This window comes from Hungatella effluvii, assembly GCF_003201875.1.
GTDB lineage: Bacteria > Bacillota > Clostridia > Lachnospirales > Lachnospiraceae > Hungatella > Hungatella effluvii.
This window is the reverse complement of the sequence record NZ_QJKD01000001.1, coordinates 717,074-740,234: the sequence shown is the minus strand read 5'-3', so window position 1 is coordinate 740,234 and position 23,161 is coordinate 717,074. Positions and strand designations below refer to the sequence as shown.

The following is a 23,161-nucleotide window of genomic DNA, read 5'->3' as shown; positions in this document are numbered from 1 at the left end:
CAAAGTCACCGGAAAGGCCGCGTCAGCCGGCAGGGCCAGACCGGACAGTGCAGGGCAGGCGGGGCCGTGAATGGCAACCATAAGATGAAGGAGAGGAGAATTTAAGGGATGAAGAAGATAGACGGCGGCGTAACTGCTGCAAAGGGATTTTCGGCCGCATCGACGGCTGCGGGAATCAAGTATAAAGACCGCATGGATATGGCAATGATATACAGTGAGAAGCCGTGTAAGGCGGCGGGAACATTTACGACGAACATCGTAAAGGCGGCGCCTGTAAAATGGGATCAGGAGGTCGTAGCCGGTTCTCCGTATGCGCAGGCCATCGTGGTAAATGCAGGAATCGCCAATGCGTGTACTGGAGCAGAAGGGTACGGGTACTGTATGGAGACGGCGAAGGCGGCCGCGGAGACTTTACAAATACCGGAAAATGCAGTTCTCGTGGCTTCTACCGGTGTGATCGGCATGCAGCTTCCCATGGATCGTATTACGGCTGGAATCAGAGCCATGGCTCCGAAGCTTTCCGACACCCTGGAGGGCGGAACCGCCGCATCGAAGGCGATTATGACCACCGATACGGTGAATAAAGAGGTGGCTGTGGAGTTTTCGGTGGGAGGAAAGACGGTGACCATCGGCGGTATGTGTAAAGGTTCCGGTATGATCCACCCGAATATGTGCACCATGCTGAGCTTTGTGACCACGGATCTGGCCATATCGAAGGAGCTTCTGACGGAAGCGCTCCGTGAGGATATCAAGGACACGTACAACATGATCTCCGTTGACGGAGATACCTCCACCAACGATACCGTGCTTCTGCTGGCCAACGGAATGGCGGAGAATCCGGAGATTACAGAGAAAAATGAAGACTATGAGGCATTTGTAAAGGCATTAAACATCATCAATGAGACGCTCGCCAAAAAGATGGCTGGCGACGGAGAAGGATGTACGGCCCTGTTCGAAGTGAAAATTGTGGGGGCGGAGACGAAGGAACAGGCGGTGACGCTGGCTAAATCGGTTATCACCTCCAGCCTGACAAAGGCCGCTATCTTTGGCCATGATGCAAACTGGGGCAGGATCCTCTGCGCCATGGGCTACTCCGGAGCCCAGTTCGACCCGGAGTCAGTAGATTTATATTTCGAGAGCGCGGCGGGAAAACTCCAGATTATTGAAAATGGAGTGGCACTTCCCTACAGCGAGGAGGAGGCCACAAAGATCCTCTCCGAACCGGAAGTGACAGCCACGGCCGATATCAAGATGGGACCGTGTTCGGCTACGGCGTGGGGCTGTGACCTGACCTTTGACTATGTGAAAATAAACGCGGATTACCGTTCCTGACAGAAAACGCAGTGCTGATATTTTGTGAGAAAAGAGAATGAACGATGGCTGTAAAAGATGATTACGTAATGCGGATGATAAAGGATATGGCGAGAGTTCTGGCCCGCCTTATTCTCGGAAAAGACGATATCAATTACGTTTTGCCGGAAGATGAGGAATTTACAGTAATTGACAATCTGTACAAGAAGCTGATCACCATGGCGGATGCAGGTCAGATCAACGAGGCGGAGAATATCCTGCTCGATGAACTGGAGGACAGGAGTTCCGAGTATTTCGAAATGGCGGCGTCATTTTATCTGCATTTAAATGAATACGATGATGAATTTCTCGATTCGCATCAGTATTCCAGGGAAGAGATTAATGAGGGAATCGAGCATTTGGGTAAAGAATTTGGAGTCGATTTGGGAGGAGCAGAAAAATGGATTTAGATCAAAGCATCATGCAGAAGGCGGAAGTCCTGATAGAGGCGCTTCCATATATTCAGCGTTTTAACAGGAAAATTATCGTCGTAAAATACGGCGGCAGCGCCATGGTGGATGAAGAACTGAAGAAGCATGTGATTCAGGACGTCGTTCTGTTAAAGCTGGTAGGTTTTAAACCGATTATCGTCCATGGCGGCGGCAAGGAAATCAGCAAATGGGTCGGCAAAGTGGGAATGGAGCCGCAGTTCATTAACGGTCTGCGTGTGACGGACGAACCGACCATGGAAATCGCCGAGATGGTGCTTAACCGGGTGAACAAGAGCCTGGTGCAGCTGGTGAATGAACTGGGCGTGAAGGCGGTCGGTATCAGCGGCAAGGACGGCATGATGCTGCAGTGTAAAAAGAGATACGCGGACGGCGAGGATATCGGTTATGTGGGCGATATCACCGGAGTGGATCCGCAGATTATCTATGACCTTCTGGAAAAGGATTTCCTTCCGATCATCTGTCCTGTGGGATTTGACGAAGAATTTAAGACGTACAATATCAATGCGGACGACGCGGCCTGCGCCATTGCGACGGCCATGAAGGCGGAGAAGCTGGCATTTTTAACGGATGTCGAAGGTGTTTACAGAGATTTTGAGGACAAAGAATCTCTAATTTCGGAAATGACTATTGATGAGGCGCTGAATTTTGTGAGCAGCGGAACACTCGGAGGAGGAATGCTTCCAAAGCTTCAGAACTGTATCGATGCCATGAAGCAGGGCGTTTCCAGAGTACATATTATGGATGGACGGATTCCGCACTGTCTTCTGCTGGAGATCTTTACAAATAAAGGTATTGGAACTGCGATTATCAATTCGGGAGATGAGAGGTATTACCATGCCGAATAAACAGGAATATATTCAAAAGGCGGAACAGGAATTTTATAAGACGTATAACCGGTATCCGGTCATTTTTGACCATGGGGACGGTGTGTCTCTTTACGATACGGAAGGGGAAGAATATCTCGATTTCGGAGCGGGCATCGCGGTTATGGGACTGGGATATAACGATAAACAGTACAATGAGGCGGTGAAGGCCCAGGTAGATAAGCTTCTGCACACCTCTAATTTATTTTATAATGTGCCTTCCATCGAAGCGGGAGAAAAGCTCCTGACGGCTTCCGGCATGGATAAGGTGTTCTTTACCAACAGCGGGACCGAAGCCATTGAGGGCGCTCTGAAAATTGCCAGAAGGTACGCCTACAATAAGGCGGCCGAAGAGAAGCGGGGAGAGGGCTGTGTCCACGAGATCATTGCCATGCGCCATTCCTTCCACGGAAGAAGCCTGGGGGCCTTGTCTGTCACAGGAAATGACCATTACCAGGAGCCGTTTAAGCCGCTGATCCCGGGGATCAAATTCGCTGATTTCAACGATCTGGACAGCGTGAAGGCGCTGATTCATGAGAATACGTGCGCGGTTATTATGGAGACCGTTCAGGGTGAGGGAGGCATTTATCCCGCGGAAGAGGAATTCTTAAAGGGAGTCCGTGCGCTGTGTGATGAACACGACATGCTGCTGATCCTCGACGAGATCCAGTGCGGTATGGGTCGTACCGGTTCCATGTTTGCATGGCAGCAGTACGGTGTGAAGCCGGATGTCATGACTGTGGCCAAGGCGCTTGGAAACGGCGTTCCGGTGGGCGCATTTCTGGCTTCCGGAAAAGCGGCTTCGGCTATGGTCCCGGGAGACCACGGCACCACCTATGGAGGAAATCCGCTGGTAACGGCGGCGGCCAGCGCGGTGTTAAGTATTTTCGAAGAACGCGGGATTGTAGATCACGTGAATTCAGTGGGCGGCTATCTGTGGGAGAAGCTGGAAGAACTGGCTGCACAGTTTGACTGCATTACCGGCCACCGAGGCAGGGGGCTGATGCAGGGGCTGGAGTTCCAAATGCCTGTCGGTCCCATCGTACAGAAGGCGCTTCTCGAAGAAAAACTGGTGTTAATCAGCGCGGGAAGCAATATTATTCGATTTGTACCGCCGCTTATTATAGAGAGAGAGCATGTGGATGAGATGGTCAGGCGGCTGACGGCTGTGTTGGAATAGAAGAAAATGAAACGTGATTGCCGGACACAAAAAATATGTGTTCGCCAATCACGTTTCATTTTTATGGTAAGCATCCATTCCACTGTTTTTGGTATTAAAATCTTATAAAGATGACTGTAAAAAGTGTGACTATATTCAAAAATACATAGATATAAATGTTAAAAGTATCTTTGTTACGTTGCATTTTTTGTAAAAACGGGTATACTTATTAAGTAGATATCGAATTTTTCATAGGAGGAACTTATGTACCGTGAGGCAATAGAAAGTCTTTATCAATGGAAAAAAAATAAATACCGGAAGCCGTTAGTGATCGAGGGGGCGCGCCAGGTTGGAAAAACATGGCTGATGAAAGAATTTGGAAAAGAGGCTTATCAGGATACCGTCTACATTAACTTTGACTCTAACTCCAGAATGGCGGCGTTATTTGCAGAAGATTTAAATACTGACCGTCTGATACTGGGGCTGGAACTTTATGCCGGAAGGAAGATAGAACCATCTAATACATTGCTTATCTTTGATGAAATACAGGAAGTTCCGAAGGCCCTCGCCAGCCTCAAATATTTCTGTGAAAACGCACCACAGTACCACATTATCTGCGCAGGCTCTTTGCTGGGAATAGCATTACACGGCGGAACATCATTTCCGGTAGGTAAAGTGGATTTTTTAAAACTGTATCCGCTGTCATTTAAAGAATTTTTAATGGCAGAGGGCAGCGGCCGTTTTGCCGAATTGCTGTCCTCTCATGATTTTTCTATGATTACAGCATTTAAGCAGACTTTTATCGATGCCCTGAAGTATTATTATTTTGTGGGCGGAATGCCTGAGGCCGTTTTACATTTTTCCGAAAATAAGGATTTTAGTGAGGTGAGAAGGGTGCAGCAGCTTATTCTGACTGCTTATGAACAGGACTTTTCCAAACACGCGCCCAATGAAATTGTGCCAAAAATCCGTATGATCTGGAACAGCATACCGTCTCAGCTGGCAAAGGAAAATAAAAAATTTGTTTATGGACTTGTCCGGGAAGGAGGGCGGGCAAAAGATTATGAAACTGCGATTATGTGGCTTTCTGACTGCGGCCTTATTCATAAAGTGAGCCGTGTCACAAAGCCCGGTCTTCCACTGAAGGCCTATGAGGATTTGAAGGCATTTAAGCTTTTTATGTTAGATGTAGGTCTGCTGGGCTGTATGACTGGCCTGGGGCAGAGAACCCTGCTTGACGGAAATGAGTTGTTTGCAGAGTTTAAAGGTGCTTTGACCGAACAGTATGTAATGCAGCAGCTTGCAGCGATTCCGAATTTGAATATTTACTACTATACAAATGATCGTGGTTCCTGTGAAATCGATTTTCTCGTCGATAATGGAGAAACCGTTGTGCCGTTGGAAGTGAAAGCAGAAGTTAATTTAAGGGCAAAGAGTCTGAAAACATACAGGGAGAAATTTTTGCCGGAACTGGCCCTGCGTGTGTCCATGGCAGATTACCGCGCAGAAGAAAGGCTGCTTAACCTCCCATTATTTGCGGTAGGAGAAATGGAAGGAGTAATCAGAGAGAACAGAAAGCATAAAGGCAAAGAAGCATAAAGATAAGGAAGGCTCAATGTAAGCCTTCCCTATGTAAAATCGCTTTTTCCACGCTCCAGTAAAAGTTCTCTTCACCAATCATATCATAGATATCAGAGCGTTTCAGCATCGCCATTGTGCTGCCTGGAACGCCGCATAAAAGAATGCGTTTTCCCTTTGCCTGTAAATCTGACAGGACGTGCATAAATGCAATCGCTCCTGAGATATCCATATAGGAAACGCCGCGCATGGACAGCAGCACTGTGTCATAGTCTTTCGTACAGGCATCTATTTCTTCGATTGCCTGAGTATTGGCAAAGATGACAGCGCCGGTCAGATAGGCGACGACTGCGTTGTCGTATTCCTTTGCAAGAGCCGCATCTGTGCTGCGGACCCGGTCCATATCCACCTTTTCATAATTTATCTCGATGTTTGCCAGCCGGCTGACGAGGAGAACCAATGCGGTGACGACGCCGATCAGGATTGCGGTTGTCAAGTCAAATACGATTGTGGCAGCCATGGTGATGATGTATTTGGCGGCGGCTCCCTTGAAATGATGGGAGAAAATATACCTGATTTCCTGCCAGTCGTTCATGCGAAAAGCGGTGACCATCAGCACGCCGGCGAGGGCGGACAGCGGGATTTTTGCCATCACGGGTCCGAGGATAAACATGAAGGCCAGGAGCCCCAGCGCATGGAAGATACCGGTAAGCCTTGTGCGGGCGCCGGATTTCCATGCGACGCTGGTACGAGCGATGGCCGCTGTGGCGGGGATTCCACCGAAAAATGGAAGGATGATATTGCCGATTCCCTGTGCTACCAGCTCCTGGTCACTGTTCAGCCTGACATTTGCCATTTTACCGGCACTGGCTCCGCACAAAAGACTTTCGATCATTCCCAGCATGGCGATACTGACGGCTGGTCCGATTAATCCGCTGAGATTTGCAGGCGTAATGGCAGCTAAATCTAACCGGGTGTCCAGAAAGAGTGTTTTCGGGATGGCGCCGACAGTCTGGATGTCAAGCTTCAGGCTTACGGACAGAATGGTCGCAAGAATAATGCTCAAAAAAGAGGCGGGAACCACCGCGTTCCATTTCTTAGGAAAGAAAACCATAAACAGGACAACGAAGAATCCCAGGCCCGCCGCCTGTATATTGACAGGGAAGCCCAGATGTCCATAGCTTAGGAGTTTCACGACGGCGCTGGAGCCCTCGGAGGTAACTCCAAAGAAGTTGTCGATCTGTCCCAGTGCGATGATGACGGCAATACCGGATGTAAAGCCAGTGATAACAGGTGCAGGAATGAAGCTTGTCAGCCTGCCGATATGAAAGATCCCGCACAGAACCAGCAGAATCCCGGCGATCAGTGTCGCAGTGAAAACGCCCTGCATTCCATACTGGGCGATTATGGAAATTAAAATGGCGGCCATGGCGCCCGTAGGACCGGATATCTGGTAATATCCGCCGGAAAGTGCGCCGATGACGAGACCTGCAATAATGGCGGTAACGAGGCCGGCCGCGGCTGTGGATCCGCTGCTTACGCCAAAGGCAAGCGCCAGAGGCAGTGCAACCGCCGCGACCGTAAGCCCGGCCATCAGATCTTTCATGCAGTCAGCGCCATTGTAGTTTTGAAATTCAGATTTTAGTTGTGATACGTAATTCTTAATCATTGTTATCGTGTCCCATTCTCTTTGTTTTGTAGTTTTCAGGCAGAGCTTCCTGAAACCGAGATGAGTATATCAGAAGAAGAACAGGAAATCAATGGAATAGGAACAGGGACTAAAAAAAATACAGGAATCGCATGATGCGATAAAGATTTCAGCAATCGCGGAACAGCGCCGGCCGGATCGATCGGGTATAATAAAGCTACCACGTGGGACACGAGAAAAGGAAGTGAGAGTGTTGGGACAGAAAGATATCCTTATGGAGTGCGCATTATATATCCGGTCGCATGCGAAGGAGCCGCTGTCGGTACAGGGGCTGGCAGAACAGTTCGGGTATTCGGCCTTCCATTTTTCCCGGATGTTCCGGGAGGAGATGGGGGTTACCCTGATGGACTACGTAAAACAGCAGCGCCTGTTCGGAGCGGCCAGGGAAATACGGGAAGGGCGAAAAATCCTGGATACCGCGCTGGATTACGGTTATGAGACGCACAGCGGCTTCACCAGGGCCTTTCGTGCACAATTTGGGTATTCTCCCGCACTCCTCCGTGCATTTCATGTCGGAGAGGCTTTAGAGAAAGGAGACTGGGAGAATATGGGACTTTATCTGAGAGAAACGCCGGTTCACGCACTGCCAAACGAAATTTATGCACTGCTTTTTGAGGTGCTGTACGAAGCCGGAACGGAGTATGAGAAAAAACATCTGGAGGCCGTTTACGAGCTGGCCGAACGGGTTTACGAAGGGAAAAAACGCCGTTCGGGGGACGACTATGTGACGCATCCCCTTAATACCGCACTGATTCTGGCGGATATGGGGGCCGATGAGGACACGGTCTGTGCCGGTCTGCTTCATGATATCTGGGAAATGGCAGATGAGCCGGAAACGTATCTGTCTGACCCGGCTGTCACACCGGCCATGAATGAGATTCTGAAGGAATACAGAGCATTTGATAAATACGTAAGCTGTGATGAGCGGGTGGTCTTAATCGCGCTGGCCGACCGGCTTCACAATATGAGAACCATTGATTTCGTCGATCCGGCCACATGGAAGGAGCGTGCGAAAATGACTCTGGAAGTATTCGGCCCCATGGCTGCGGAGTGCGGAAAGGTAAAATGCCGTATGGAGTTTGACGATCTGGCAGAAAGATATTTGAAAAAGTAGTGTTGTGATGCACACGGAGTCATGGTACCGGGCTGGCTGCCCGCGGGAATAAATCCATGGGGCAGTGCAGGACGGGAAAATTGAAGCAGGCAGAATGCCGGTGGCGCCAGAATCGAATCGTTCTATGGCTTCCCGGCATTCTGCTCTGCGTGTAGATACAAAAGCTAAGGCCTTGCTCTGTTCAGTTCCCTGTGGAGCCGCACCGCCATAAACACGGTGATTATGGCAGAGATAATATCTGCAGCCGGCTGGGCGTAGAGAATGCCGTTTATTCCCCAGAGGAATGGGAGAAGCAGTATGACAGGCACAAAGCAGATTCCCTGTCTGCAGGCACCGAGTATAAAGCCTTCTTTCGCTTTTCCCAGAGAGAGGAACAGGGAAGAATAGACGGTATAGAAACCGAAGAGCAGAAAAGAAATACCGTTTGCCGCCAGCGAACGCCGGCCGATCTCGATCATCTGCACATCGCCTTTCGTGAACTGGGAGACGACGGCCGTGGAACAGAGCGCCATCCCCAACCCGAAGACCGCGCAGAAGATGGTTGACCATATTATAGAAGTTTTGATCGCCTCATGGAGGCGGTCATATTTTTTCGCCCCATAGCTGTATCCGGCAATCGGCTGAAAGCCTTTCAGAAAGCCGAATACCATCAGGCTTCCCATGGAAATAATTCTCGTTACGGCTCCCATACCGGCAATCACGGAATCGCCGTATGGTCTTGCCTTTAAGTTGATCAGGGTGACAGAGAGGCTGGTCAGCAGCTGGAAAACCAGTGTAGGAATTCCGATTTTAAGGATTTCTGACATAATTTCTGATGAGAAGCAGCATTTTTTTATGCTGAAGCTGAAGACACTCTTTTTTCTGAACACATAGCAGAGATAAACTGCCGTGGAAACGATCTGGGAGATGGCTGTGGCAATTGCGGCGCCGGCGACTCCCAGGTGTAAGACGTAGATGAAAACAGGATCCAGAACCATATTTAACACAGCGCCTGTCAGAAGCGCACACATCGTGGTCTTTGCGGCCCCCTCGCTGGTTACGATATTGTTCATGGTGACATTGAAAATATTGAAGATGGACGAGACGACGTAAATGCCTGCGTAGATTTCCGCATAGGGAAGAATGCTTTCCGTAGCGCCCAGGAGCCGCAGGATCGGTCTTAGAAAGAGGATCGTGCAGATAATTATAGCTGCGCCGACGGAGATGCTGCTGAAAAGCGCCGTGCTGGCAACCCGGTCCGCAGTCTCCGTTTCCCCGTGACCAAGCAATCGGGAGATATAGGAGGCGGCACCATTTCCAAATAGCAGGCCCAGTCCCACGACAACCTGTCCCAGGGGAAATGCGACAGAGATCGCCCCCATCTGGCTGGTTCCCAGCCCTCCGACAAAGTAGGCGTCCACCAGATTGTAAAGCGCATTGATCATCATGCCGATCATAGTGGGAAGCCCCATTGCTAAAAGCGCTTTTGGTATTGGAGCGCTGCCTAGCAGTTCCATTTTACTGTTACGTTCATTCATGATTCATTCTCCCTTCTATTGACACAAAATGTAAAATATAGTACTATAAAGTATAGTAAATGCGGCCGTGAAGACATAGTACTATAATTTATAGTATATGTCAAGCGGAAATAAGGAGGACATGATGGCGACCATAGATCTGATCGTATTGGGAATTCTGAAGAAGGAATCCTTAAGTGCCTATGATATTCAGAAGCTGGTGGAATACCGCAATATCTCGCGGTGGGTGAAAATCAGTACGCCTTCCATCTATAAAAAAGTAATTCAGCTGGAAGAGAAGGGCTATATCCAGAGCAGCATGGTGAAAGAGGGGAAAATGGCGGAGAAGGCGGTCTATACCCTGACCGAAGCCGGAGAGCAGGAATTCGAAAAGCTTATGCTGGAGATCGCGTCCGGCCCGATCCATATATTTTTGGATTTCAATGCGGTAATCGTAAATTTAACCAGCCTGTCTCAGGAAAAACAGCAGGAATGCTTAAGCAGGATCGAGAGCAATGTGAAGATCCTGAAGGCGTATCTGGAAGAGAATATTGACCGAAAGGGAAATACACCGGGGATACCGGAAACGGGCATGGCTGTTTTGCAGCAGCAGTATATCCTGGCGGAGGCGATCGAAGCATGGATTACGTCTCTGAATGAGAGCATGGAAAAATAGCCTTTCACGAATTTCCTGATTATGGTATACTGGAAACACTTGGTGAAGCACACAGGAATGGAGGAAATTATGATAAAGGAAATGGTGACAGAAGAATTTCTGGCGGAATTATCATCGAAGAAACCGACTCCCGGCGGCGGCGGTGCGGCTGCGCTGGGCGGTGCAGCAGGGGTATCTTTGGGGCAGATGGTGATTAATCTGACTCTCGGCAAGAAAAAATATGCGGACGTGGAGGAGGAGATGAAGGAGCTTTTAGAGCAGCTGGAAACTCTGAAAGCAGAGTTTCTTCATCTGGCCGACGAGGATGCGCGGGTGTTCGCACCTCTGGCTGCAGCCTACGGTCTGCCAGGTACTACGGATGAGGAGAAAAAACGAAAGGCCGAAGTGCTGGAGGGCCATCTCCTGACGGCGAGTCTCGTTCCGCTTCACGTGATGGAAGATGCGCGGAAGGCTCTGGATATCATGGATATTCTGGCGGAAAAGGGGAGCCGGATGGCGGTCAGCGACGTGGGCGTGGGCGTGCAGTTTATCAGAACGGCCTTAACCGGCGCTGTCATGAACGTATGGATCAATACGAAATCCATGAAAGACAGGGAGAAGGCAGAGGAACTGAACCGGCATGCAGACGAGATGATGCGGTCCGGGACAGCAGCGGCAGATGCGGTCTATCATAAGGTGGAAAACGCGCTGCGCTGAGACGTGCCGCCAGAAAAGGAAGATACAGACTGACAGCGCGGGAATGAGAGGATTAAACGGATGATTACATTAAAAGGTGCAGAGGTTTCTGCAAAGATAAAGGAACAGACAGCGGAGATGCTGAAACAGTGCGGCGGCAGGATACCGAAGCTTGCCATCGTCCGTGTGGGTGAGAATCCGGACGATTTGTCGTATGAGCGGGGGGCGGTGAAGAAGATGGCGGCATTTGGCCTTTCCGCTGAAGTCTATGCCTATCCCGCGGACATTGGTGATGAGGCGTTTAAGGCGGAGTTCCAGAAGATCAACGGGGATCCGGAGGTCGATGGGATTCTCCTGCTCCGTCCGCTGCCGAAGCAGATCCACGAGAGAGAGATTGAGCGCATGATCGATCCGGAAAAGGATTTAGACGGAATATCACCGGAAAATATCGCAAAGGTGTTTGCCGGGGACAGCTCGGGGTATGCGCCATGTACCGCGGAGGCGGTGGTGGAGACATTAAAAGCCTTTGAGATTCCGATCAGCGGAAAGCGGGCGGTGATCGTGGGCCGCAGCATGGTCGTCGGGAAACCGCTGTCCATGCTTCTGTTGAAAGAAAATGCCACAGTTACCATCTGCCACACACGGACTGTGAATCTAAGAGAGACCTGCCGGAACGCCGAAATTCTGGTGGCGGCAGCGGGCCGGGCAAAGATGCTTGATAAAGAGAGCGTGGGAAAAGACGCGGTGGTGATCGATGTGGGCATCAATGTGGATGAGAACGGAAAACTCTGCGGAGATGTGGATTTCGAGACGCTGGAAGGAACCGCTTCCATGGCGACGCCGGTTCCGGGAGGCATCGGCGCGGTAACGACGGCCGTGCTTGCGAAGCATCTGGTGATGGCGGCAGCGAGAAAAGGGTGAATGAAAAATATAAAATGACCTTGCAGCAAGCTTGCTGAAATGTTATAATTTCTCCATAGCATATCGGGCAGCCAAAAAAGGATAGGGTGATTTTATGGTAGATAATGAATTACTGCTTGCGATATCGGGATTACTCGATGCAAAGCTTGAGCCACTACAAAATGACATTCAGAATATTAAACTTGACATAGAGAATGATATTAAACCACAGCTAAGGCTGTTGGCAGAAAACTATGTTCCTGCGGCTAAGCGTTATGAACGTGAAGCGGCAAAAATATCAGCTCTGGAGGCTGATGTAGAAATCATGAAGAAGGTGATTTCGAAACATAGTGAGAAGCTGCAGCAATTAGCATAGTAAGACAAGATAAAAGAAGGTAAGAGGGCTGCGCCACACGGCGCAGCCCTTACCTTCTTTTTATAATATGAATAGAACCGGTTTAAGAACTGATCGCCTGCTTTTTCACCTGCGCAATTGCCTTTGCCACTGGCGGCAGGCTGAGAATAACAACGGTTGCGATTGCTTCCGGTACGATGTAGGTGGCATTATATCCCAGCGTGTATAAAAATGGGTTCATACCTTCCGGTGCATAAGCGGCAAAGAATATGTAGCCGGAGAGCACATGGCAGATATAACGGCTGAAGATACCGAAGAGATAACCAATGATCAGACCATGCTTTTTCGAACTGAAAAGCCCGGCCAGTCCCAGTCCGGCGAAGGCCATCGGGTAGTCGAGAAGCACCTGAAGCGGAGCGAAGATATACGGTTCGATGAGAAACTGCAGGATTCCGTAGGCCATTCCGGTGATCAGGCCGGTTTTTGCTCCGTAGATGTAACCGATCAGGCAGATAAACATCATGGAAAATAAGGTGATGGAGCCGCCGAAGGGCAGGGACGCCACCTTGATGTAGGAAGTCACGACTGCGAGAGCCATGGCTGCGGAACAGGTAACAAGCTGTTTCGTCTGCATCTTCTGCGTCTTAAGGGATACTTTCCCCAGCTTATAGATGACAAATAACAGTGCGGCCAGCAAAATGATGAGCAGGCCATAGCCGGCGGGCTTCAGTAAATACTCTTCGCTGTCCGCCGCGTAGGTTAAGAAAAATGACATAAAAAAATCCTCCTTTGTTTACACACAGGAGGGGACTACTTTTGATGAAGTATGGATCATACTGCTTCCTTACGCCGGCATTGTCCGGTTCAAGTAGTGAGGGTCATGTAAAAAATTCCATTCTCAGCCAATTGGCTCCCCTAGCGTGTCTTTTTCTGTTTTATTTTTACGTGTGTGAGTATATCGCAAAATACGTAAAGTGTCAAGCAGAATGAAAGGGGACAAATCCTCCCCTCCATGGTACAATAGACAGGAGCATAAAAATTTGACAGAGGGAGTGGAGGAAATGAGCAGAATTCTAATTGTGGAAGATGATACTGAGATTGTAAAAAATCTGATCATCCTGTTGAGTGAAGAGGGATTTGCATCTTTTTCTGCGTCTGGACGGAAGGCCGCGCTGGAGGCGATCGAAAGGGAAACTTTTGATCTGGTATTGCTGGATGTTGCACTGCCGGATGGAAATGGATATTCTCTCTGTAATGTGATAAAACGAAAAGGGGATATTCCCGTAATTTTTCTGACAGCTATGGGTGATGAAGCGAGTATCGTGACTGGGTTTGATTTAGGGGCGGATGATTATGTGTCCAAGCCATTTAAGCCGCTGGAGCTGGTCTCGAGGATTAAAAATGCTCTTAGAAGGTATGGGAAGAGCCCGGCGGTATTTCAAATATCAGATTTGCGAGTGGATGCGGTAAAAGCTTCTGTCAGTAAAAGTGGAAAGGACATTCTGCTTTCTGCTTTGGAATACCGGCTGCTGCTGGTCTTTTTAAACCATCCCGGCCAGGTGCTGTCGCGGGGGCGGCTGCTTGAGGAACTATGGGACATTGCCGGGGATTATGTGAATGATAATACACTGACCGTTAATATCAAACGGCTTCGTGATAAGATAGAGACGGATGCATCAAATCCGGCTATCATAAAGACGGTTCGCGGGCTGGGCTACAGGTTGGGAGACTGATATGGGACTGCTGAGAAATCCGGAGGTAAAAGAAGTTTTTCGTTTCCAGTTCTTTTTTACGCTGGCTGCGGCGGCGGGAGCTGCATTGTTTCACCCAGTCTTTGCAGTGTATGTTCTTTTCGTAAGTATGGTCTGCGCTGTAAGGTACCTGGCATTTACAAAAAAGAGATACGATACTGTTTCGGAGTTAAATTACCAGCTGGACCGTATTCTGCATGGTGATTACCGTATGGATCTGATTCCGGATAAGGAGGGAGAACTGGCCCTCCTGACAAGTGAAATCTATAAGGTGACCCTGCGGTTGAAGGAGCAGGCGGATGCTCTGGAGCAGGAGGCCAGATATTTGAGCGATTCCCTGGCGGATATTTCACATCAAATCAGGACTCCTCTGACTTCGATGCGCATGATTGTACCAAGGCTGCAGCGGGAAGAACTGACTTCGGAGGAGAGACGGAAATACGTCGGGGAAGTCATTGGGCTGCTGTCACGGACGGAGTGGCTGGTCGCTTCTCTGTTAAAAATGGCCAGGCTGGAGTCAGGAACGGCTGTTGTTCAGAGTGAACGGATTTTCGCCGCAGAGGTGGTGGAAAAAGCATTAAGTCCGGTGGATATCCTGATAGATTTAAAAGAGATTACGTGCAAAGTGTCCATAAAGGAGAACACAGGATTTACAGGGGACTTATACTGGTCCGCAGAAGCGGTAGGAAACGTGATCAAGAACTGTGTGGAGCACATGCCTGAGAAGGGAAAGCTGGAAATCTATGGAGACGAAAATCCAGTCTATACGGAACTTGTGATTGCTGATTCAGGACCAGGCATTGCTTTGGAGGATATTCCCCATCTTTTTGAGCGTTTCTACAGGGGAAAAGATTCCGGAACGGATCATGTCGGAATCGGGCTTGCACTTTCACGTATGATTGTTCATCGGCAGAACGGCACGATTCAGGTGGAAAACCGCAGGGAGGGCGGAGCTAAATTTACAATTCGTTTCTATAAGGGGGCTGTCTGAACAGCTCCCTTTTCGATTGCCGGGAGATTCATTCAGTGACAAAATTGTAATGAAACAGTCACGGACGCGTCACCGGGTTCATGGTATACTATCGGAAAAAGTAAGGAGGAACGCTATGGAGATTTTAAGAATAGAGAAGCTATGCAAGGTGTATGGGAAAGACGAGAGCCGGGTAGATGCTTTGCAGAACCTGTCCTTATCTGTGCAGAAAGGGGAATTTGTCGCTATAGTTGGACAATCGGGTTCTGGGAAATCCACGCTTCTTCATTTAATTGGCGGTGTAGACCGGCCCTCATCCGGAGAAATTTACGTTGACGGAAAATCAGTTTATACAAAGAACCAGGAAGAACTGGCTATATTCAGGCGCAGACAGGTAGGGCTGATTTACCAGTTTTACAACTTGATCCCTGTCCTTAATGTTGTGGAAAATATGGTGCTCCCGCTGAAACTGGACGGGCAGAAGGTGAATGAGGAGAGGCTTGAGGAGTTGCTTGAGGTTCTGGGGCTGGAGGACAGAAAAAACCATCTGCCCAGGCAGCTTTCCGGAGGCCAGCAGCAGCGGGTGTCCATTGGACGCGCCTTAATTAATGCTCCCGCGCTGGTACTGGCAGACGAGCCTACTGGGAATCTGGACAGCAAAAACAGCCAGGAGATTACGGAACTGCTGAAGCATTCCAACCGGAAGTATGGACAGACGCTGATTCTCATTACCCACGATGAGAATATCGCTTTGCAGGCGGACAGGCTGATCCGCCTGGAAGACGGGAAAATTGCTTCGGATGAGAAAATCCGGTAAGGAGGTATGGTATGTGGAGAATATATTCGGTCCATTATATGAAGCATAATAAGGCAGCCGGTATTTTTATCATGGCGTCCGCACTCCTCGCTTCCATGCTGCTCTCGTTTCTCAGCGTATTCTTTTATAACCTGTGGATGGATCAGAAATACCAGCTTTTTCTGCAGACAGGATCGGTAGATGAGGCGGTTACTCCGCTGATTGTTGCGTATTTGTTTATTTTGATTATAGCGAGCACCTCTTTGATTCTGATGCTTCATAATGCATTTGAAGTCACGATGAATGCCAGGATGCATCAGTTGGGCATCCTGCAGAGCGTAGGCGCGACGCCGGCACAGATTAAATCGGTGCTGGTTAGTGAAGCCGTGGTACTGTCACTGGTTCCGCTGGCGGTGGGAACCCTGGCCGGTGTCGGGCTCAGTTATGGGGTATGGAAGTTTTTTTATGTAATAGGAGACAGTTTTAGAGAATATGACTTATGGTTTCGGTACCGGCCTGCTCTTTCGGCAGGAGCCATTGTATTTTCTTATCTTACTGTAAGGCTTTCCGCGTGGATTCCCGCCAGGAAGCTGAGCCTGATATCACCGCTGGAGGCAATACAATACGGTACAGAAGCACCAGTGGAGCGAATGCGTCAGTTCCGGATTTTCTCGGCATTATTTGGCTGCTGCGGCGAACTGGCGAGAAAATCCATTTATGCGAGAAGGAAGGCATTTCGCACGACAACGCTGTCTCTTGGTCTTTCTTTTTTTGCCTTTATCAGTTTCTTAAATCTTGAGACGATATCCGGAATATTTACAGAGGATACGTATTTTAATCAGTACCGCGACAAATGGGATTTTCTGTTAAGCATCGACGAGAGGGAGGGGGCTGACAGCGGTCTTACCGATGAAATTACAAAAATAGAAGGAGTAAAAAGCTGTCTGACCTACCGGAGGTTTAAGGCACAGGCAGCTCTTCCAGAGGAATTATTCAGCAGTCAACTAAAGGAGACAGGGATCGGGAATCTCAATGACCAGATTATAAAGAGTGACGACGGCAATTATCTGGTAGACATACCGGTCTATGTGCTGGATCATGAAAGCTTTGCAGAATATTACGGCAATACGGCGGACCCGGCATTGGCACAGCAGCAGGCAGTAGCGGTTAATTTAATCTGGGACAGCGTAAACAGCGGCTGGAGGAATAAAACATATATACCATTTCTAAAGGAGGATCACCCGGTCACACTGGAACTGAAGGATGGTTCAGGGGAAAACAGCGGGATTCCTGTGACCATCGCTTTGTTTACAGAGACACTTCCGGACTGGAAGGAGCAGCTGCAGCAGTATGCATTAACGCTGGTGATATCGGAACACGACTATGAAAAGTTGAAAAAACAATTTCCTGCCCGGTCCGTGTATTTCAACATAAAAACCGTATCGGAGCAGAAGCATGACGAAGTACTTTCCGATATCCGGACACTGCTTACCGGAAAAACGCATTATACGCTGGACAGCCGTCTGGAGGAAGAACGCACGGAACGTATCAAACGAGATGGCCTGCGGCTTTTTATGGGATTTCTGGCAGTTCTGTTTTCCAGTATTGGTTTATCCAATGTATTTTCCGTTGCGCTGGGGCAGATATACCAGAGAAAAAAGGAGTTTGCAAGATATATGTCAGTCGGTCTCTCCTATCGCGGCGTGAAAAAAATACTGCTGACAGAATCGCTTATTATAACATTGAATCCGCTGCTCTTCAGCCTTCTGGTCAATATTCCTCTGGTAATGATGGCTGTGAATGCCAGCGGAATCTCTCTGACAGACTATCTTAAGAAAGCTCCGGTTGTTCCTGTCTTAATGTTTACTGCATTCGTTATGTTTTTTGTCGGGCTGGCCTATACGGTTGGAGCCATGAAAATCTGTAAGGGAAATTTAATGGATCTTTTAAAGGATGATACAATGGTATAGTATGAATAGAAGTTCCAATTCTGCGCATGATAAAGGAAAGATTAGAAATGCATGACAGATTTGGAGGTTATTCTATGACAGGCTTTATCATAGCATTGATTTCAGGAGCGCTGATGAGCATCCAGGGAGTTTTAAATACAGGGGTCACGAAGCAGACAAGCATCTGGGTGTCAGCCGGGTGGGTGCAGCTGACAGCGTTTATCACCTGTATTGTCATCTGGTATTTTTCAGGGAGAGAAAATATTTCGGGAATCCTGCAGGTGGAACCGAAGTACATGCTTCTGGGCGGAATTATCGGCGCCTTTATCACATATACCGTAGTGCGCAGTATGGGCTCGCTGGGACCTGCGAAGGCGGCTCTCATCATCGTCATTTCTCAGATTATCGTGGCATACGGAATCGAACTGTTCGGTCTTTTCGGAGTGGAAAAGGTCGGATTTGAATGGAAGAAACTGCTTGGAGCTGTTGTCGCGGTGATTGGTATCATCATATTTAATTAGAAGGAACATGCAAAAAACGTTGGGTATCCGAAGTCAGGGGCGGAGCGGGGAACATGGAGATCCCGTTCCAGCCTGTGCCTCCGGATGACCGACGTTTTTTCGACTGGGTACTGGCTTTGCCGCGTAACAGTTCACTCCCCACCAGGGGCACCGCAGTCCGGTTCGGCCGGGCAGGCTTCCTCAGCCTTTCCAGTGACTTTGCAGGGTATTAGAAGTTCTTAACGCGCAAAATTTTTCGTTCAGGTGAAATTCCCACTTGTCTGAGCGCAGCGAGTTTGGGAATTTCTCCTGGTTTTTAGAAAAATTCTGCACGTTTAGAACTTCTTATGCCCGAAACTGGAACTGGAAAGGCTGAGGAAGCCTGCCCGGCCGAACCGGACTGCGGTGCCCCTGGTGGGGAGTGAACTGTTACTTTGCCGCAGATAAAGTGGAAATAGTGCTTGTATTTACTGGTATCTTTTTGTAGAATAGTAACATAGGCTGAAGATGGTATCCTTTCCCTGAGAAAAGAGGAGGGATATCATGAAATATAGATATCAGGCAGTAAAAATGGCTGTAATACTCATATGCGTGTTGGCTGCAGGCGTATGCTACAGTTGTGATGGAATGCAGGACGGATGGGAATCCGGGGAACTGCCGGTTATGAATGCCCCGGGTGATGCGGGGACGAGTCAGGCGGAAGATGCGACGGGGGATTCTGATCCTTATGGGAACGCGAAGGAATCAGAAGAGACGGAGATCCCGGTTTCAGAAGAGACGGCGGTTTCTGTCTGTTACGTACATATCTGCGGGGAAGTTGTGCTTCCGGGGGTTTATGAGATGGAAGAGGGAAGCAGGATTTTCCAGGTTGTGGAGCGCGCAGGCGGATTCACGGAGCGTGCGGCGGCGCAGTATCTGAATATGGCTCAGGTTGTCAGCGACGGCATGAAGATCGTGGTTCCGGATGGCGAATCGCTCGATGGGGCGGAACGCTACGGGATTGATTCCGAAGGCGGGAATCATGGTGCGGGCAGCGCAGGCGCCGGTGTGATCATGCCGGAGGGGAAGACCGCGGGCGGCAGTACGGCAAATGAAAAAGTGAAAGTGAATTTGAACACGGCCACCAGGGAAGAGCTGATGACCTTAAAGGGGATCGGAGAAGCAAAGGCCGACGATATCATCGCTTACCGGGAGAGCCATGGCGGGTTTCAGAAGATTGAGGATATCAAGAAGATATCCGGTATCAAGGATGCGGCATTTGAAAAGATCAAAGATGACATAACAGTGTGAGTGGAAGATAGAGGTGTGACATGGCACGTATTTTAGTAGTGGATGATGAGAAACTGATTGTGAAGGGAATCCGGTTCAGTCTGGAGCAGGACAACATGGAAGTGGACTGCGCCTATGACGGAGAGGAAGCCATTAATTTAGCGAAGCAGAAGGAGTATGATGTGGTGCTCCTCGATGTGATGCTGCCGAAGTTTGACGGTTATGAGGTCTGCCAGGCCATCCGGGAGTTCTCCGAGATGCCGATCATTATGCTGACGGCAAAGGGCAACGACATGGATAAGATTCTGGGGCTGGAGTACGGCGCCGATGACTATATAACGAAACCGTTTAATATTTTGGAGGTAAAGGCCAGAATCAAGGCGATTATGCGGAGAAATACGAAGAAAAGCAGACGGGAAAGCCGGGCCGAGTCCAATGTGGTGACTTCCGGTGATTTAAAGCTGGACCGCGACAGCCGCCGCGTCTTTATTGGTGAAAAAGAGATTAATTTAACAGCCAAGGAGTTCGATCTGCTGGAGCTTCTGGCCTGTAATCCGAACAAGGTCTACAGCCGGGAACAGCTGCTTACGTACGTGTGGGGTAACAAGGCCATGGATTCCGGCGATGTCAGAACCGTGGACGTCCATGTAAGGCGTCTCCGTGAGAAGATCGAGCCAAGCCCCAGCGATCCCAAATATGTTCATACGAAATGGGGCGTCGGTTACTATTTCCGCGCCCAGTAAAGAAGAGATGATGGAAGAAACGATGGAAGAGGAGGATATCTGCAGGTCTGACGCCGCAGATTCCGCCTTTTCTTTCATCCGCCGGGAGTATGCGGCGGCGAAATGTGAAGGATGAGAAGAGGTCGTAAAGATGGTATATACAATCAGAAACGTGAAAGCAGAGGACCTGGATCAGGTCACAGAGGTGGAAGCTTTATGTTTTCCTGCGGCAGAGGCCGCGACAGGAGAGTCTTTTCGGAAGCGGATCGAAACATTTCCGGAAAGCTTTCTTGTGGCAGAGGATGAGTGCGGGAGAATCATTGGTTTTATTAATGGCTGTGTAACAGATGAGAGAAGCATACGGGATGAGATGTTTGAGGACAGCGGACTCCACCGGGCGGACGGGATGTATCAGAGCATTTTCGGGCTGGACGTGATTCCGGAATACCGGAGGCAGGGCGTCGCGGCCGATCTGATGAATCACTTGATTCAAACGGCGAAGGCGCGGGGAAAAAAGGGCATGATCCTGACCTGCAAGGACCGTCTGATCCGCTACTATGAGAAATTCGGCTACCGCAGTCTGGGGATATCCGGGTCGGTACACGGCGGAGCCGTCTGGTATGATATGCTTCTGGAGTTTTAAAAACAGAGCCATATGTTACAGTTCACAGCCCTGTCGATCTTTGCTTCCCGGTCTGCCCCGGCTGGCTTATGCGTGGTTTCCAGTTCCAGTTTCGGGGATAAGCACTTCTAAACGTGCAGAATTTTTCTAAAAACCAGGGAAAATTCCCAAACTCGCTGCGCTCAGACAGGTGGGAATTTCCCCTGAACGAAAAATCCTGCGCGTTAAGAATTGCTAATCCCCTGCAAAGTCACTGGAAACCACGCATAAGCCAGCCGGGGCAGACCGGGAAGCAAAGATCGACAGGTCTGTGAACTGTAACGGCCATTTACCTTTGACATTTCAGGAAAGTTTGACAGTTGGAAAGGATAGGGGTTCAACGATGAAGAAGAGTCCACAGGGGGAGAGATGGAGACGTCTTGACAATACGGCGAAGATATTTCCGGTCATTGCCAATGAACATCTGAGTAATGTATACAGGATTTCGGCAACACTAAAGGAAGAGGTGGTTCCGGGAACGCTTCAGCGTGCGCTGGAGGAGATACTGCCTCAGTTCGAAGGCTTTGCGGTGAGGCTGAGACGCGGTTTTTTCTGGTACTATTTTGAATCGAATAAACGGATGCCGGTGATCGAGCGGGAAACCACGTATCCGTGCAAGTATATCGATCCGCGCACCAGCCCTTACTATCTGTTCCGGGTCAGCTACTATGAGAAACGGATCAATCTGGAGGTGTTTCATGCGGTAACGGATGGGCTGGGAGCGGTCAATTTTCTGAAGGCGCTGGTTTACCGGTACCTGGATTTGACCCGCGACGGCAGGACCGGTCATCCGGCTCCGCAGAAGATATCGTCCGATGTCTCCATGAACGTGGAGGACAGCTATGTGCGCAACTACAAAGAGGTTGCCCGCAGAAAATACAGTACTCGGAAAGCATTTCATATAAATGGAGATCCGCTTCCTCTCGATGAGGAGAGTGTATTGCATGGTTATGTAAACCTTGCGGAACTGAAAAAGGCCGGCAAGTCTTACGGTGTAAGCATTACGAAATTTCTTGCCGCTGCCCTGATCTGGGCGATTTATCTGGAGTATGAGGATGCGGGAATCGGAGACCGGTCCATCGGGATCAGCCTGCCCATCAATTTGCGTGCATTTTTCGATTCCGAGACCATGGCCAATTTCTTCGCGGTCACGCTGCTGGAGTTTCTGGCAGACGGGAAAAAGCATGAGTTTTCCGAGGTGGTGGAGGCGGTAAGCCGCCAGATGGATGAAAATATTACGAAGGAGAAGCTGGAAGAGACGATCTCCTACAATGTTTCCAATGAAAAGAAATGGTATTTGAGAATCGCCCCGCTTTTCATGAAATGGGGGGCGCTGAATGTGATTTTCCGCAGAAACGACAGGGCTTATACCATGACACTCTCTAATATCGGCCCAATCAAAGTGGAAAAAGGGTATGAGGAGGAGATCGAGCATTTCCATCTTATGATCGGTGTCTCAAAGCGTCAGCCCATGAAGTGCGCCGTGTGTGCGTACGGCGAACATGTGGTGGTGACATTTACCTCGGTCTTTCAGGATACGAGGCTTCAGGACCGCTTTTTCGGCTTTCTGAGGGAGCTGGGAGTCTCTGTGGAGACGGAGAGCAACGGTGTGCCGGATTCCCGGGATGATAAGGCGATGTATCCGCGGATTCAGTACGATCCGAAGAAGTGGAAGGAAGTGGTCAACTCTTTTTACATCATTCTGTTCGCTGTGGCGGCCATACTGGGTATCGTCAATTACGCCACGTATTCAGGGTCCATGTGGTCAGTGATAGCCATCGGCTGTATCGTCTATGTGGCGCTGACTCTGAGGTATTCGATTATGCGCCACGCGAATCTGGCTTCTAAAATTGTGCTGCAGACCATTGCGGCGGAGGTGCTTCTGGTTATGATCGACCATTCTACGGGATACGCGGGCTGGTCGGTGAACTATGGCATTCCGAGCACACTTCTGTTTGCGGACCTTGCGGTAGTATTTTTGATTATAGTAAACCGGTTAAACTGGCAGAGTTACTTTATGTACCAGATTGCGATCACCATTTTCAGCTTTATTCCCGTCATTTTATGGGCGGCCGGACTGGTGACACGCCCTCTGATGGCGCTCATAACCGTGGTGGTCACTGTCGCGATTCTGTTTGTCACCATCAAGTGGGGCGACAGAAGCGTGAAGACGGAGTTGAAAAGGAGATTTCATCTGTAAGACGGGGGAACCGGGTC

At 49.4% G+C, this 23,161-nt stretch carries 22 protein-coding genes and 1 riboswitch; of the genes, 19 read left to right on the top strand and 3 right to left on the bottom strand.

Annotated features, from left to right (window positions below):
• The first annotated feature begins 108 nt into the window (after positions 1-108).
• The 5 genes from argJ to DFR60_RS03115 all read left to right on the top strand — a co-directional run bounded on the left by argJ (position 109) and on the right by DFR60_RS03115 (position 5,423).
• Positions 109-1,332: a bifunctional glutamate N-acetyltransferase/amino-acid acetyltransferase ArgJ gene (gene argJ, locus DFR60_RS03135; RefSeq protein WP_110321573.1), complete on the top strand. Its 1,224-nt coding sequence runs from the start codon at positions 109-111 to the stop codon at positions 1,330-1,332.
• Between the two features lie 44 nt (positions 1,333-1,376).
• Complete coding sequence (locus DFR60_RS03130; RefSeq protein WP_110321572.1) at positions 1,377-1,760, top strand: DUF6483 family protein; 384 nt, start codon at positions 1,377-1,379, stop codon at positions 1,758-1,760.
• A complete protein-coding gene (gene argB, locus DFR60_RS03125; protein ID WP_002601157.1) occupies positions 1,751-2,647 on the top strand; it encodes an acetylglutamate kinase in 897 nt (298 codons plus the stop codon). Before DFR60_RS03130 ends, argB begins: the two co-directional genes overlap by 10 nt.
• Complete coding sequence (locus tag DFR60_RS03120) at positions 2,637-3,845, top strand: aspartate aminotransferase family protein (RefSeq protein ID WP_110321571.1); 1,209 nt, start codon at positions 2,637-2,639, stop codon at positions 3,843-3,845. Before argB ends, DFR60_RS03120 begins: the two co-directional genes overlap by 11 nt.
• A gap of 243 nt (positions 3,846-4,088) precedes the next feature.
• Positions 4,089-5,423 carry an ATP-binding protein gene (locus DFR60_RS03115; protein WP_110321570.1) on the top strand — a complete coding sequence of 445 codons (1,335 nt, stop codon included), beginning with the start codon at positions 4,089-4,091 and terminating at the stop codon, positions 5,421-5,423.
• A gap of 13 nt (positions 5,424-5,436) precedes the next feature.
• On the opposite strand, the gene DFR60_RS03110 is transcribed toward DFR60_RS03115, so the two are convergent.
• Positions 5,437-7,071, bottom strand: coding sequence for a SulP family inorganic anion transporter (locus tag DFR60_RS03110; protein ID WP_110321569.1), 1,635 nt, complete (start codon positions 7,069-7,071; stop codon positions 5,437-5,439).
• Between the two features lie 232 nt (positions 7,072-7,303).
• On the opposite strand from DFR60_RS03110, the gene DFR60_RS03105 reads away from it, so the two are divergent.
• Complete coding sequence (locus DFR60_RS03105) at positions 7,304-8,224, top strand: helix-turn-helix domain-containing protein (RefSeq protein ID WP_110321568.1); 921 nt, start codon at positions 7,304-7,306, stop codon at positions 8,222-8,224.
• A 164-nt stretch (positions 8,225-8,388) separates the two neighbouring features.
• On the opposite strand, the gene DFR60_RS03100 is transcribed toward DFR60_RS03105, so the two are convergent.
• Positions 8,389-9,741 carry an MATE family efflux transporter gene (locus DFR60_RS03100; RefSeq protein WP_110321567.1) on the bottom strand — a complete coding sequence of 451 codons (1,353 nt, stop codon included), beginning with the start codon at positions 9,739-9,741 and terminating at the stop codon, positions 8,389-8,391.
• A 124-nt stretch (positions 9,742-9,865) separates the two neighbouring features.
• Between DFR60_RS03100 and DFR60_RS03095 the strand changes: the two genes are divergently transcribed.
• The 4 genes from DFR60_RS03095 to DFR60_RS03080 all read left to right on the top strand — a co-directional run bounded on the left by DFR60_RS03095 (position 9,866) and on the right by DFR60_RS03080 (position 12,347).
• Positions 9,866-10,396 carry a PadR family transcriptional regulator gene (locus tag DFR60_RS03095; RefSeq protein ID WP_110321566.1) on the top strand — a complete coding sequence of 177 codons (531 nt, stop codon included), beginning with the start codon at positions 9,866-9,868 and terminating at the stop codon, positions 10,394-10,396.
• Positions 10,397-10,465: 69 nt separating this feature from the next.
• Positions 10,466-11,092: a cyclodeaminase/cyclohydrolase family protein gene (locus DFR60_RS03090; protein WP_110321565.1), complete on the top strand. Its 627-nt coding sequence runs from the start codon at positions 10,466-10,468 to the stop codon at positions 11,090-11,092.
• 60 nt (positions 11,093-11,152) lie between these two features.
• Positions 11,153-11,992, top strand: a complete 840-nt coding sequence (locus DFR60_RS03085; RefSeq protein ID WP_110321564.1) for a bifunctional 5,10-methylenetetrahydrofolate dehydrogenase/5,10-methenyltetrahydrofolate cyclohydrolase — start codon at positions 11,153-11,155, stop codon at positions 11,990-11,992.
• Positions 11,993-12,086: 94 nt separating this feature from the next.
• Positions 12,087-12,347, top strand: a complete 261-nt coding sequence (locus DFR60_RS03080; protein WP_110321563.1) for a hypothetical protein — start codon at positions 12,087-12,089, stop codon at positions 12,345-12,347.
• Positions 12,348-12,429: 82 nt separating this feature from the next.
• On the opposite strand, the gene thiT is transcribed toward DFR60_RS03080, so the two are convergent.
• The gene (gene thiT, locus DFR60_RS03075) at positions 12,430-13,101 is read right to left on the bottom strand and encodes an energy-coupled thiamine transporter ThiT (RefSeq protein ID WP_110321562.1); all 672 of its coding nucleotides are present in this window, start codon (positions 13,099-13,101) and stop codon (positions 12,430-12,432) included.
• A gap of 49 nt (positions 13,102-13,150) precedes the next feature.
• Positions 13,151-13,253, bottom strand: a riboswitch (TPP riboswitch).
• A gap of 134 nt (positions 13,254-13,387) precedes the next feature.
• On the opposite strand from thiT, the gene DFR60_RS03070 reads away from it, so the two are divergent.
• The 9 genes from DFR60_RS03070 (at position 13,388) to DFR60_RS03030 (ending at position 23,144) form a co-directional block, all read left to right on the top strand.
• Positions 13,388-14,059, top strand: a complete 672-nt coding sequence (locus DFR60_RS03070; RefSeq protein WP_110321626.1) for a response regulator transcription factor — start codon at positions 13,388-13,390, stop codon at positions 14,057-14,059.
• Between the two features lies 1 nt (position 14,060).
• The gene (locus DFR60_RS03065; RefSeq protein ID WP_110321561.1) at positions 14,061-15,068 is read left to right on the top strand and encodes a sensor histidine kinase; all 1,008 of its coding nucleotides are present in this window, start codon (positions 14,061-14,063) and stop codon (positions 15,066-15,068) included.
• A 115-nt stretch (positions 15,069-15,183) separates the two neighbouring features.
• A complete protein-coding gene (locus DFR60_RS03060) occupies positions 15,184-15,864 on the top strand; it encodes an ABC transporter ATP-binding protein (RefSeq protein WP_110321560.1) in 681 nt (226 codons plus the stop codon).
• An 11-nt stretch (positions 15,865-15,875) separates the two neighbouring features.
• On the top strand, positions 15,876-17,813 hold the full coding sequence (locus DFR60_RS03055) for an ABC transporter permease (protein ID WP_110321559.1): 1,938 nt from the start codon (positions 15,876-15,878) through the stop codon (positions 17,811-17,813).
• A 74-nt stretch (positions 17,814-17,887) separates the two neighbouring features.
• Positions 17,888-18,313, top strand: coding sequence for a DMT family transporter (locus DFR60_RS03050; RefSeq protein WP_002601147.1), 426 nt, complete (start codon positions 17,888-17,890; stop codon positions 18,311-18,313).
• Between the two features lie 522 nt (positions 18,314-18,835).
• The gene (locus DFR60_RS03045) at positions 18,836-19,582 is read left to right on the top strand and encodes a helix-hairpin-helix domain-containing protein (protein WP_110321558.1); all 747 of its coding nucleotides are present in this window, start codon (positions 18,836-18,838) and stop codon (positions 19,580-19,582) included.
• A gap of 20 nt (positions 19,583-19,602) precedes the next feature.
• A complete protein-coding gene (locus DFR60_RS03040; protein ID WP_002601145.1) occupies positions 19,603-20,304 on the top strand; it encodes a response regulator transcription factor in 702 nt (233 codons plus the stop codon).
• A 130-nt stretch (positions 20,305-20,434) separates the two neighbouring features.
• Positions 20,435-20,926, top strand: a complete 492-nt coding sequence (locus DFR60_RS03035; RefSeq protein WP_110321557.1) for a GNAT family N-acetyltransferase — start codon at positions 20,435-20,437, stop codon at positions 20,924-20,926.
• A gap of 361 nt (positions 20,927-21,287) precedes the next feature.
• Positions 21,288-23,144 carry a DUF6320 domain-containing protein gene (locus DFR60_RS03030; RefSeq protein ID WP_002601143.1) on the top strand — a complete coding sequence of 619 codons (1,857 nt, stop codon included), beginning with the start codon at positions 21,288-21,290 and terminating at the stop codon, positions 23,142-23,144.
• The last annotated feature ends 17 nt before the right edge of the window (positions 23,145-23,161 follow it).